Below are 12,340 nucleotides of genomic sequence, written 5' to 3' on the forward strand. Positions count from 1 at the left end.
TCTCACATGTAATTTATTTTCTGACAACTTTATTGTATCAAAACCAATCAGCATATCCCATTTCTTTTAAATTATTTGCGGAGTCTCTTAAACAATCGAATGGATCCCTTCCGTACGTATCATCTTGTTCCACTAAGAAATGTTTTGCCCCGGCGATGATGCTCGCTTCAATAATTGCTTTCATATTTAGATTTCCTGCACCGACTTCAGCGAATTCTATGAGATTAGTAAACTTAAAGAAAAAGTTTTTCATATCCTTGAAATCTTCGTCTGTTAAATGTAAATCTCCAATTCGATAATCTTTCAAATGGATCAACTTTACGCGATCTTTATATTGTTTAATAAAATCGACTGGATCTACTCCCGCACGATGGATCCAGTGAACATCTAACTCAAAACCGAGCTTTATCGTATTTTCTTTCATCAGATCTAAAAGAAATTTTCCGTCATAGCGTTGAAACTCAATATGATGAGTATGATAATATAATTCGATATCATACTCTTGTAATTTATGGGCCATCTCTTCTGCACTCTGGATAAAATTCATGATTTTTTCCTTGTCACCCATGATTGTGAATGGGAGCATTCCAATCCGGATAAATTGACAATCTAATGCTCTGCAATCCGAAACGATTTTTTCAAAATCATCTGTTAAATTTTCTTGTTGCTGCCCCGGCATCATCGGTTCAAGTGGCGCGCTGATAGCAGTTATGTCTATATTAAAATCGTCACTCGCACGTTTTAATTCTTTCACATTTTCTTTAGTCATCGGAATTTGCGAAACTTCAACTGATTGATAGCCGAGCTCATGAACTTTGAGCATTGTTTCGTATGCACCCAATTCGGCCACTTTGTCTTTCAACATCATCATTTGAACGCCTATTTTTCCTTTTACCACGGTAAGAACCTCCATTATTAGAATTTTATTTTTCCTGTTGTCTCCTTTTATTTAATTCTTCTAAATACAATTCCTCGTCAATTGGAAGTGTAACTTCTCGATTTAACCAGCTTGATAGATGCATCGCATTTGCTAATTCTACGCCGTATATTCCATCAGTTCCTGGAGCAATTAACGGAGTTCCATTAAGGATATTCGCAGCAAAATTCTCAAGTACCGCTATATGCTGTGCACCCCAGACACTCGCAAATTCTAGCACTTCTTCTTCATAGATCGCACCCGGTCCATCACCCTGATACAGTTTCATGACATCATGCATGGTCATCGTAGCGCTCATTTCTTTTTCTGGCTTGAGTAGTCGTTTAATCGTCACTTTCTTACTGTCATCAACAACAATTTTTCCTTTGTCCCCATGAATTTCTAAACGATCTGTCCCCATTACATCATGTGTACAAGTGATAAATACACCTGTTGCCCCATTTCCATAATCCAAAATGGTTGTGACATCATCTTCCACAGGAATATTGCGTTGATATCCGTATTGTGCTTTCGTATATACTTTTTCCGGCATTCCGCATATCCATTGCAATAAATCGATTTGATGTGGCGCCTGGTTAACTAGTACTCCCCCGCCTTCGCCATCCCAAGTTGCTCTCCAAGATCCTTGGTCATAGTAACCTTGCGGACGCCACCACGTAGTAATAATCCAATTAGTACGGCGAATAGCACCAATTTCTCCATTATCAATGATTTCTTTTATTTTTTGATAAAGTTCATTTGTTCTCTGATTAAACATAATGGCGTAAGTTAATTCCGGTTTTGTTTTTGAAAATTCATTGATCTCTTTCACCTGCTTAGCATACACGCCTGCAGGTTTTTCAAGAAGTGTATGTATATTGCGCTTTAATGCTTCTATTCCTATTTCAGGGTGAAGATAATGTGGTACACATGTGACAATCGCATCTACATCACCACTCTCCAACATTTCGACATAATCTTCGTAAAAAGGTATATCTGGATATTCTTCCTTCGCTTTTTGACGCTTTTCTGGATGATTGTCGCAAATAGCACCAATTTCTATATTGGATACACGTCCCTCTTTTATAAAACCCGCATATGCACCACCTTGTTGCCCAAGACCGATAATCCCTAATTTTACTTTCTCCACTTACCTCAACTCCTCTATCTTTATTTAAAATGTAGCTATAATTCCTGGTTCCTAATATAAAGCGCTTTCAACTAAACTAGCATAACGAATACACCTTCAATAGATACTTAAATTATAGAAAAAAAAACATTATAAAATAATGCACAATTTTTACTCAAACAGAAAATATTTTACCTCTTTCATATAAATAGACCACACTTGGGAAAAATCAAGATTCCTTAAGTTATACTCTCTATTTTAAACTCCATTTTTAACTCTAAGGTGAGTTTTAGCACCGTTGAATGCTTCTCAATGTTAGTGTTTGTCTAAAAAAATACCGTTAAAAATTTTTGTCTCCATTAAATGAAAATACCACGGCTCAAATGACCGTGGCAAACCCCAAATAATATACTTTATTATCTTTTAAAAAATTCGCTCCCGTCTTATTAAAAAGTCACGCTCATATTCAATGTTTTAATTTCTATTTCTGGTTTTACAAATGTGGATTCCTTTATTTTTTCCTGAAGCTTTTGATAATATAGGTCTTCATCAATTGGCATTTCGACCCAGTTATCTGTCCAGCTCGATAGATAAACGGCATTCGTAATCGCTAGACTATTAATACCTTCTTCTCCAGGAGCTAGAAGTTCTATACCATTTAAAATCGCATCTACCCAATTATTTAAAATACCTAAATGATGGGTTCCTTCACCTTTTACAGGGATATCAATTTTCCAACATTCTGGTTCACCGAACCCACCTTGATACTCACGATTGAATTGACGTTCAGATTGAAGCAGTTTCCAGAATGTTAATTTATTATCTTCTACAACAATTTTTCCTCGGTCACCAGTAATCTCAAAACGATTTGTTCCAGGAGTTTCACCAGTAGAAGTAATAAACAAGCCTGTTGCTCCATTTTCATATTCTACGTATGCCGTTACATCATCTTCAACTTCAATGTCATGGTATTTTCCAAAGCCGCAAAATGCTCTAACTCGCTTTGGCATTAAACCGGTTGTCCATTGCCAAAGATCAAGCTGGTGTGGGGATTGGTTAATCATTACTCCTCCACCTTCACCTGCCCATGTCGCACGCCAGCCTCCAGAATTGTAATAGCTTTGGGAACGGTACCAATCGGTAATAATCCAATTTGTCCGCTTAATATCACCAAGCTCGCCGGACAAAATTAGCTCTCTTACCTTTTGATAAAGAGGATTCGTCCGTTGATTAAACATCATACTAAAAACTTTTCCACTTTTCTTTGCTGCTTCGTTCATTTGTCTTACATCTTTCGTATAAACACCAGCTGGTTTTTCACAAAGTACATGTAAACCACGTTCAAAGGCTTTAATGGCAAGCTTCGGATGATTAAAATGTGGAGTAGCGATTATTACTCCATCCACATTAGCATTTGCAAAGAAGTCTTCTACTGAAGAAAAAAGCTGAATCTTCTCGCCAAATGTCTCTTTTACCCATTTTAGCCGTTCAACCCTTTCATCGCATACAGCAGCTAGTACAGCTCCTGTAGCGTTACTCTCCAAAATATTTTTCGCATGACCTGATCCCATATTTCCCATTCCTAAAATGCCAATTTTCACTTCACTCATCATATAACCCCCTTAGGATTTACCACTATATATCTAGTCTACAATCTTAATTCCTTACAAAACATTTCCTGAATATGATTATATTCACTAAAAAAGTTAACTGAAAATGCCTTGAAAAATATATTATAAAATACTTGAATAAGCTAAAAAGTTTTCACTTTTTGCAAAAGTTGAATGCTTTATTTTCCGGTGGATTAAAAATATGTAAGAAGAAAGTGCTATTAATTGGCAAACAACAATCACTATCCCCATTGGTAAAGCGGAATTTTCATTTCCTAATCCTACTAGAGGAGCTGTCATAGACCCTAATAGAAAGGAGATTAATCCGAGCGGTGAGCCATTTTGCATCGCCAATAAAAGGCTTGTAGTTCCACCAATTCCTATACTAGAGACTGCAAAAAATAGAACGATCATAACTCCGATAAGCCTAGCATTAAGAATGATCATTAAGAAAAGTAAAATTGGGTACTTTTTATTCACTTTAACTGCAAAAGTTTGGCCTTCAGCAGATATTAAAATTATAGAGTATAAAACATTTTATAATAATGCACAATTTTTACTAAAACAGAAAATACTTTACCTCTTCCAAATCAATAGCTCGTGTGTAGAGAAAATCAGAAATCTTTACTTAAGACCTTCCTCCACTTCGGCATAAAGTCAATGGAAGAGATTCAACAAGCAAGCTATTTTGACCCCTGTACAAAAATGAACGGGAGATAATGATTATATGTTTCATTTAGAATCTATCCGGTTATATAAATAATGTCCATTCATTTACTAGAAAAGGAGATGTAATATATGAATACCGTCAGAGTTTGCGAGAATGGTCTAGAGGCAAAAAACATCATCAATGAATTGACTGCACAGGGCTTTGAGCACAATGATATTTATTTATTTGCCCATGATGAAGAACGTTCAAAGGATTTGACGGACGTTACAGATACCGGAACAGTAGGAGTGGGAGAATTAGGTGTTCTTGATACGGTGAGCAATGTTTTCCGCAAGAGAGGGGACGAGCTCCGGGCTAAATTCGAAGCAGTCGGCTTAACGGAAGCTGAAGCGGAACAATATGAAAAAGTTCTCGATCAAGGACAAGTAGTCATAGTCGCATCTACTGAACATTAATACGATTCATAAGGGCTGCCACTTAATCGGCAGCCCTTTTATCATCAGTAAATAGTTTTCTTGATTTCACAACCCAATAAATAGAACCAGCAGCTATCATCGCTATCAATAACTCTACTACATATATATTTTTAATTACACCTGCCTGATAAAGCGCCGCAGGGAAATCAAAGTATGCGTGAATAAGGATTGCCAAGAATAGAAAAATAATTTTACGGCAGCGAATTCCATATAATACGAGAATGGAAAGCCCTAAATGAATGGCTAGCGCACTTAAGCGTTCAATTCCGCCTAACAAAATAATAAAAGAAGCCCCACTTGTCAATTGTTCTTTAATTGGACTCAATGCTTCTTGAGCTTGTTCATTAATTAACAATGAGTCAAACGTTCCATTGTTAATCATAAAAGCAAAAACGATCATCATGACGCTGTTAATTCCGACTAATAAAATGGCTTCCATCCCACCATGTCCAAGTCCAAATGCCAGACCATCTTTCCACTTTCGATATTTTTTCAATGCAAACTTCATCATAATGTATCTTCCTGTTTCCTCAAAAATCCCCGCCATTAATCCTCCATACAGCATGAAAAGCCAAGGATTTTCGAAAAATTGTTTCGTTGATTTATTCCAAACGAGGATATAACTATGTAGAAGTCCTTCTAAAACATTGGCGAACAGAAAAAATGTTACCATTCCGACCAATAATACAATCAGTGAAATCTTGTATCTTTTTTTGAAAAAGATAAGTAAAAATATCGGTGTTCCTACTGCAATGATAAAAGAAAGAATCATTGAAACAATGGTTGCTGAACTTACCATACGATACCCCTTCCTTAACCTAATAAAGAATGATAGATTTTTCTTGCCTCCTCGATGCTCTTTGTTCCATGAACAAGAGCGCGGCCATCTTTAAAAAAGACAACTCGTGTTTCTTCTTTTACGATTGAAAGTAAGAAAGGGTTTCCTCCAACTTCAAATCCGGCGGAACCCCACCTATCAGCAAGTTGTTCCAATACAAGCAGCTCCCCGTTTGTAGGGCGAATTTGTACTGTATCCCTTCCACATAAAACAGCCACTTTCGTATTGAAGTCCGCTTGTAAAAATGGATATGTACGTTTTTCCCCACAAGATAGACAATCTTTACTTTTGAGTGCACCCGCTTTAAAAGAAACGTATTCATTTTCCCAAAGATCGAATGAAACGAAGGTTTTTCGGACTGCCTCACTATTTCCAGATAAAATTTTCAACGCTTCCGCACTTTGATGTGCTGTAACCATTTGAACGGTTGGTGCAATAATTCCAACTGTATCACATGTCTGCCCTTGTAATGGCATTTTTTTCAACAAACACTGCAAACAAGGTGTTGATCCTGGAATAATCGTGAAGGCCATTCCGTAGCTTCCGACACATGAACCGAAAATATAAGGGATATTATACTTATGCGCAAGATCGTTTGATAAAAAGCGTGATTCAAAATTATCAGTGCCGTCGATAAGCAAGTCGACATCCTCTACGATATTATCTAAAAGAGTACTATCTGCGTGTGCGACGATTGCTTCGATTTCAACTTCATGATTGATTTGCTGCAATCTATTTTTTGCCGCTTCCGCTTTCGGCCATTTATGGATTGCATCTTCTTCTGTAAACAAATGCTGTCGCTGAAGATTGCTCATTTCAACGTAATCCCGGTCGATAATTGTCAGCTTTTTTATACCAGCTCGAGCAAGTGTCTCTGAAGTATGGGTCCCTAGAGCGCCCACTCCAAGAATAAGAGCATGCTTTTTGGCAATTTCTTTTTGTCCAGATTCCCCAATTTTCTTAAATAAAATTTGCCGTGAGTATCGATCCATCCTAATTAGCCCCCGCTTACCGGAGGAATGAGTGCAATGACATCCCCAGTGTTAATGACCGTTTCGTCCGTGGCAAATTCTTCATTGATGGCAATCATAATTCCGGCCATGCTACCTAGTTTCGCCTCAGTCTCTAAATACTCACGAAGATCTTTTACTGTTTTACCGGTAACATCTAAAGCTAGAGAATCACTCCCAGCTTGCTCCTTTAAATGGGCAAACAATAAAATGCTATTCAATTACATCCGCCTCCTCCGGTTTTCCACCAACATACTCTTTCGTTCCTTGCTGATTACCGATCCACTGCTCTCCATCTTCCCAATGTTCCTTTTTCCAAATTGGGACAATTTCTTTGATTCTCTCAATAGCATAGCGATTTGCTTCATATGCTTCAGGGCGATGGGGTGAAGAAACTGCGATTGCAACAGCTATATCGCTTATTTCTAAGCGCCCAATTCTATGTGAAATCGCTGCTTCCACTTCTGGCCAGCGTTCTTTCATTTCCGCTACAATTTGCTCTAGCTTTTTTAACGCCATCGCTTCATATGCTTCGTATTCCAAATAAAGAGTTTTTCGGCCATGTGTCAGCTCGCGGACAGTTCCGATAAAAGTAGTGACAGCTCCTGCTTCCCTTCTCACCACTTTCTCGTATATTTCCTCTATCTTGATAGGGTCCCTCGTAATTACACAATTCAATGAGTCTCGTTCCCTTCAATTATCTTTTTTGCTTCTACGTAATCTTCCTTCGTGTTCATATTCCAGAATTCCAATGACTTTCCCATTTCAATATACTCAACATCTATACGATCAAGCAATGATTTTACTGCTCTTTTACCCTCCTTAAGAGTTGCAATCACTTGGTCCTGAATTCGAGCGTTATATACTGCAAATAGAGGATGGATTTGCCCATCGGCTACTGGAACAACTGCATCAAGCTTCTTATCGGTCAGTTTTTGTTCGAGTTGCTTCACTAATTTGCTGGAGGCAAACGGCATATCACAGGCAACAACGAAACATGCGCCCTCTTTTGCAGCTGTTAAGCCTGTTAAAATTCCCGCTAATGGCCCTTCACCTTTATAAGGCTCGAAATCTTCTAAAATTATCGCACCATCATTTATTCTTGAAAGCTCATCATTCGCAATGACGAAGACTTTTTCTGAAACAGGAGTAAACTCCTCTATCATCCTATCAATTAAACGTTTTCCTGCTATTATCATTAATGCTTTATTTTCACCCATACGGCTTGATTTCCCACCAGCTAAAATAATCGTTTTCACTCCTTCGCCTCCTTCAAAAATAGATTTACTAATATTCAAATGTCCGATATTCTTTAATTATGAGGTGAGTTTCGTTGAAATTTAAATGGGTCTTAATATGTATACTTCCTTTCGCCATACTTGGCATAACGATGTGGATCAAAACTGGAAATTGGATGTATGCCGGCAAGCTTCCGGCAGCAAATGGAGAAAATGAATACGCCATTATTCTGGGTGCCAAAGTGAATGGAGAGATTCCATCACTTTCGTTGCGTTATAGGCTCGAAGCCGCTTTAGATTATGCAAAAAAACATCCTGAGGTAAAATTCATTTTATCCGGGGGACAAGGCCCTGATGAAGATATTACTGAAGCGGAAGCAATGAAACGATATCTCATGGAAAATGGTATTGAGGAAGATCGTTTGATTCTGGAAACAGCATCGACTTCAACCTATGAAAATATTCAATTTTCTAGGAAATTGCTCCCTGCCTCCGTTAATTCTGTTACGATCGTTACGAGCGATTACCATCTTGCTCGCGCCCGAGAAATTGCTAGACAACTAGATTTAGAGTCAGATGCAGTGGCAGCTAAAACACCAAAGGTCGTAGAATGGAAATTAACGACTCGTGAGCGTCTAGCACTTTTAAAAACATCGGTCTTTGGAAGGTAATTAAAAAATCGAGCGTTGGCCTATCACTAACACTCGATTTTTACATGTCAGAAAAAATCTCTTTCAATTCAACACTAAATCCATCTAATAACCCAGATTGAATTTGCCCTATCTCCGTTTTCATATCATGCTGTTCATACATACCTTCATCATTAAGGGTGTACACTGTAATAGATTGTAGCATTGGATTTACGATCCAGTATTCTTGCACTCCATAATTCATGTATATATTTAATTTGGTGATTAGATCATGTGATTGATTGGATGGACTAAGGATTTCTATGATAAGATTTGGAACTCCGATATATCTGGAATCCGTTAATCCATTTTTGTCACAAATAACGCTAAGATCTGGTATCACAATATTTGTTCCATCTATTCTGTTATTTTTCAGTTCAATATCAAACGGTGCCGAAAAAACTTCACAAGATTTCCCTTCTAAAAAACGGTCCAATTGAACTAGAAGCTTTCTAGATATTCGTTGATGTCTTGTCGATGGGGATGGTGACATATAGATAAATCCATCAATGTATTCCAATAACTCTTCTGTATTCTCGCGGATTTGTAAATATTCATCTAAAGTTACCTGTTTTTTTTGGTAAAATGCCATGGTTATCCTCCTCTCTTATTAAAAAAATTATATCATATATTTTTCAAATTTTTAAAAAATGGATTGACAGCTATATTATATAGTGGTAACATCTTCCTTCCGATTATGTTTTTAAAGGGAGGGACGTTCTTGATTAAGCTTGAAGGCATAAGTAAATCATTTAAGGTTGCAAAGCGCTCAACTGGACTTGCAAATTCATTGAAAGCGCTTTTTTATCGTGAGCATACCATTGTTCATGCGCTTAATGATATTTCATTTTCAATTGAACCTGGGGAAATTGTTGGTTACATTGGGCCAAACGGCGCAGGGAAATCTACGACGATTAAGGTAATGAGCGGTATTTTAGTACCCGATAGCGGTGGATGCACAATTATGGGGTATACCCCTTGGAAAGAACGAGTTTCATATGTAAAAAATATCGGAGTTGTTTTCGGTCAGCGGTCTCAGCTTTGGTGGGATGTTCCAGTTGCGGATTCGTTCGAACTTTTACGTGATATTTATAAAATTCCGCAGCAAGAATATAAAGCAAATGTTGATTTACTTGTCGAGACACTTGAACTACAAAGCCTTATTTCTACACCTGTAAGACAATTGAGCTTGGGACAGCGAATGCGTTGTGAAATTGCGGCTTCTTTATTGCATAGTCCAAGTGTATTGTTTTTAGATGAACCGACCATTGGCCTCGATGCTCTTTCCAAAATTGCAGTAAGAAATTTTATCAAAACGATCAATAAAGAAAAAGGTGTAACGGTCATACTTACAACCCATGATATGAATGATATTGAGGCGCTTGCCGATCGAGTGATATTAATCGGAAAAGGTAGTTTACTATACAATGGAAAACTGAATGAGCTGAGGAAAAAGTTTGGAACTAATAAAATGATGACGGTAGATTATCGAGAAGCATCACAACCTTTTGACATTTACGGAGTAACTGTACTCTCTCAAACTAGCGATAGAGCGGTTTTAAGTGTCGATACGGAGAAAACCATGGTTTCAGAGGTCATTTCTACATTATCGAGCATGGTAGAAATCGTGGATCTTTCAATTGATTCGCAGCCAATTGAAGAAATTATTATCCAATTATATAAGGAGTACCAAATATGAGTGCATATATCTCTGTATTGAAGTTAAGGCTTCTAAACGGTATGCAATATCGAACGGCAGCTCTTGCTGGTGTAGCGACTCAATTTTTCTGGGGATTTATGTACATTATGATCTTTGAGGCATTTTACGAACATGCTCTGCAAACTCCGCCGATGTCGTTAAAAGAATTAATTACATACCTCTGGCTTCAGCAAGCATTTCTTGCCTTCATCATGCTTTGGTTCCGTGATAATGAGTTATTTGATTTAATTACAACTGGAAATATCGCCTATGAGCTTTGTAGACCTTGTGGAATCTACGGTTTTTGGTATGCAAAATTGTTGGCTCAACGTCTATCGAGTGCCATTCTTCGCAGCTTTCCAATTCTCATTGTTGCGTTTTTATTGCCGCAGCCGTATAAAATGACGTTGCCTGCAGACTTCACTACCTTTCTATTATTTATATCAGCTATCATCCTAGGTTTATTACTGCTAGTAGCCATCTCCATGTTTATATACATCTCTGTCTTCATCACGATGTCACCAGTAGGCTCTTTACTTATGTTTAGTGTGATCGGAGAGTTTTTCGCCGGACTGACGATTCCGATACCATTAATGCCAACTTGGATGCAAAATATCGCTTATATGCTCCCATTTCGTTTTACAGCTGATTTCCCGTTTCGAGTTTATTCTGGTCATATACAACAAGACGAAGCTTTGATTGGAATTCTATTTCAAATTATATGGCTCGTTATTCTTGTTTTACTCGGAAGATTGGCTTTTCAAAAAGCATTGCAAAGAGTCGTCGTTCAAGGAGGGTGAGACGTGTGAGCTTATATTTTAAGTATCTTCATATATTATTTAAGTCGCAAATGCAGTATCGAACATCATTTTGGTTATTATCGTTCGGACAATTTTTCATTCCTTTATCAGTCTTTGCCGGGTTATATTTCCTCTTTGAACGATTCGGACAAATAAAGGGATGGACATTTTTTGAAGTAGCCTTATGTTTTGCTGTCATTCATATGGCATTTGCCATTAGTGAGTGTTTCGCGCGAGGATTTGATTCGTTTTCTTCCCTTGTGAGGAATGGAAATTTTGATCGATTACTTGTACGACCTAGAGGGACCATCATTCAAGTCATGGGATCACAATTTGAATTTACGAGATTAGGAAGATTGATTCAAAGCGTCATTGTCCTATCGTGGGCATTAAGCAATCTATCGATTGAATGGAGTTTTGTAAAGGCTTGTATCCTTATTTTGATGATTGTTAGCGGTGTATTTATTTTTACAGGCATCTTCATGCTGGCGGCTACTCTCTGTTTTTGGACAATTCAAGGGCTTGAAGTTGTAAATATCTTTACAGATGGCGGAAGAGAAATGGCACAATATCCTTTGAATATTTACCATAAATGGGTGACAAAGTTTTTTACGTTCGTCATTCCCTTTGGATGTGTAAACTACTTGCCTTTAATGTATGTGTTAGGGCGAAGCGAGGGCGAGTCAATTCTCTATATGTTGGCTCCTATTGCTGGGATTGTTTTTATTCTCCCTTGTTTACTAATTTGGCGGTTTGGTGTGAAGCATTACAGGTCGACGGGTTCGTGAGTTTATAGCATCAAAGTTACAGATCCGTGACCTTCACCTTGATTTTATGAAAGATTGATTAATTAATGGAGGAGATTTAGATATGGGGCAAATTAAAATTTATGGGGTTAAGGACCAGCTAAATCCAATTAAGGAAACCATATCAAGTGTTATTCATTCTTGTATGGTTGATGCACTTGAATATCCTTCCGATAAGAAATTCCATCGTTTTTTCCCTATGGATAAAAGTGACTTTTATTTTGCAAATGGAAGAACTGAAGCATATACCATAATCGAGATTAGTATGTTTGAAGGTAGAACGGTTGAAGCAAAAAAACGATTAATAAAGCTACTATTTAAGCGTATTAGTACTGAATTAGAAATATCCCCTCAAGATCTTGAGATTACTATTTTTGAAACCCCAAAACATAATTGGGGGATAAGGGGATTACCTGGCGACGAGTTAGTATTAAATTACGAGGTAAATGTGTAAGCTAT

The 12,340-nt window shown here is 37.5% G+C and carries 16 protein-coding genes; 6 read left to right on the top strand and 10 right to left on the bottom strand.

Translation table 11 applies throughout. The annotated features are described in order from the left end of the window. Window positions 1-37: 37 nt before the first annotated feature. The 4 genes from KHA97_RS12710 to KHA97_RS12725 form a co-directional block, all read right to left on the bottom strand. Window positions 38-898, bottom strand: coding sequence for a sugar phosphate isomerase/epimerase family protein (locus tag KHA97_RS12710; protein ID WP_213125096.1), 861 nt, complete (start codon window positions 896-898; stop codon window positions 38-40). A 25-nt stretch (window positions 899-923) separates the two neighbouring features. Continuing rightward, a complete protein-coding gene (locus KHA97_RS12715) occupies window positions 924-2,066 on the bottom strand; it encodes a Gfo/Idh/MocA family protein (protein ID WP_213125097.1) in 1,143 nt (380 codons plus the stop codon). 425 nt (window positions 2,067-2,491) lie between these two features. Then, the gene (locus KHA97_RS12720; RefSeq protein ID WP_213125098.1) at window positions 2,492-3,655 is read right to left on the bottom strand and encodes a Gfo/Idh/MocA family protein; all 1,164 of its coding nucleotides are present in this window, start codon (window positions 3,653-3,655) and stop codon (window positions 2,492-2,494) included. 123 nt (window positions 3,656-3,778) lie between these two features. After that, entirely contained in the window at window positions 3,779-4,135 is a 357-nt protein-coding gene (locus tag KHA97_RS12725) for an MFS transporter (RefSeq protein WP_213125099.1), read from the bottom strand. Window positions 4,136-4,453: 318 nt separating this feature from the next. Between KHA97_RS12725 and KHA97_RS12730 the strand changes: the two genes are divergently transcribed. Further along, window positions 4,454-4,780 (top strand): general stress protein, encoded by a 327-nt coding sequence (locus KHA97_RS12730; RefSeq protein WP_213125100.1) that lies wholly within the window; start codon window positions 4,454-4,456, stop codon window positions 4,778-4,780. Window positions 4,781-4,802: 22 nt separating this feature from the next. Here KHA97_RS12730 and KHA97_RS12735 read toward each other — a convergent pair whose 3' ends face one another. Genes KHA97_RS12735 through mobA form a run of 5 tightly spaced genes read right to left on the bottom strand, consistent with a single transcriptional unit; the run spans window position 4,803 to window position 7,908 of the window. Then, window positions 4,803-5,600 carry a YhfC family intramembrane metalloprotease gene (locus KHA97_RS12735; protein WP_213125101.1) on the bottom strand — a complete coding sequence of 266 codons (798 nt, stop codon included), beginning with the start codon at window positions 5,598-5,600 and terminating at the stop codon, window positions 4,803-4,805. Between the two features lie 14 nt (window positions 5,601-5,614). After that, window positions 5,615-6,631: a ThiF family adenylyltransferase gene (locus KHA97_RS12740; RefSeq protein WP_213125102.1), complete on the bottom strand. Its 1,017-nt coding sequence runs from the start codon at window positions 6,629-6,631 to the stop codon at window positions 5,615-5,617. A gap of 5 nt (window positions 6,632-6,636) precedes the next feature. Beyond that, window positions 6,637-6,870 carry a molybdopterin converting factor subunit 1 gene (gene moaD, locus KHA97_RS12745; RefSeq protein ID WP_213125103.1) on the bottom strand — a complete coding sequence of 78 codons (234 nt, stop codon included), beginning with the start codon at window positions 6,868-6,870 and terminating at the stop codon, window positions 6,637-6,639. Further along, window positions 6,863-7,327 (bottom strand): molybdenum cofactor biosynthesis protein MoaE, encoded by a 465-nt coding sequence (locus KHA97_RS12750; RefSeq protein ID WP_213125104.1) that lies wholly within the window; start codon window positions 7,325-7,327, stop codon window positions 6,863-6,865. The genes moaD and KHA97_RS12750 overlap by 8 nt, the downstream gene beginning before the upstream one ends. Beyond that, entirely contained in the window at window positions 7,324-7,908 is a 585-nt protein-coding gene (mobA, locus tag KHA97_RS12755) for a molybdenum cofactor guanylyltransferase (RefSeq protein ID WP_213125105.1), read from the bottom strand. The genes KHA97_RS12750 and mobA overlap by 4 nt, the downstream gene beginning before the upstream one ends. A 74-nt stretch (window positions 7,909-7,982) precedes the next feature. Between mobA and KHA97_RS12760 the strand changes: the two genes are divergently transcribed. After that, window positions 7,983-8,558, top strand: coding sequence for a YdcF family protein (locus KHA97_RS12760; RefSeq protein ID WP_233713468.1), 576 nt, complete (start codon window positions 7,983-7,985; stop codon window positions 8,556-8,558). Between the two features lie 40 nt (window positions 8,559-8,598). Here the strand turns inward: KHA97_RS12760 and KHA97_RS12765 are convergent, their stop codons facing one another. After that, window positions 8,599-9,168 (bottom strand): Uma2 family endonuclease, encoded by a 570-nt coding sequence (locus KHA97_RS12765; RefSeq protein ID WP_213125106.1) that lies wholly within the window; start codon window positions 9,166-9,168, stop codon window positions 8,599-8,601. 129 nt (window positions 9,169-9,297) lie between these two features. Between KHA97_RS12765 and KHA97_RS12770 the strand changes: the two genes are divergently transcribed. The 4 genes from KHA97_RS12770 (at window position 9,298) to KHA97_RS12785 (ending at window position 12,335) form a co-directional block, all read left to right on the top strand. Next, the gene (locus KHA97_RS12770) at window positions 9,298-10,275 is read left to right on the top strand and encodes an ABC transporter ATP-binding protein (RefSeq protein ID WP_233713469.1); all 978 of its coding nucleotides are present in this window, start codon (window positions 9,298-9,300) and stop codon (window positions 10,273-10,275) included. Continuing rightward, the gene (locus tag KHA97_RS12775) at window positions 10,272-11,075 is read left to right on the top strand and encodes an ABC transporter permease (protein ID WP_213125107.1); all 804 of its coding nucleotides are present in this window, start codon (window positions 10,272-10,274) and stop codon (window positions 11,073-11,075) included. Before KHA97_RS12770 ends, KHA97_RS12775 begins: the two co-directional genes overlap by 4 nt. A 5-nt stretch (window positions 11,076-11,080) precedes the next feature. Beyond that, window positions 11,081-11,863, top strand: coding sequence for an ABC transporter permease (locus KHA97_RS12780; RefSeq protein WP_213125108.1), 783 nt, complete (start codon window positions 11,081-11,083; stop codon window positions 11,861-11,863). An 82-nt stretch (window positions 11,864-11,945) separates the two neighbouring features. Beyond that, window positions 11,946-12,335 (top strand): tautomerase family protein, encoded by a 390-nt coding sequence (locus KHA97_RS12785; RefSeq protein ID WP_213125109.1) that lies wholly within the window; start codon window positions 11,946-11,948, stop codon window positions 12,333-12,335. Window positions 12,336-12,340: the final 5 nt, after the last annotated feature.

Source organism: Lederbergia citri (assembly GCF_018343625.1).
Lineage (GTDB): Bacteria > Bacillota > Bacilli > Bacillales > Bacillaceae_C > Lederbergia > Lederbergia citri.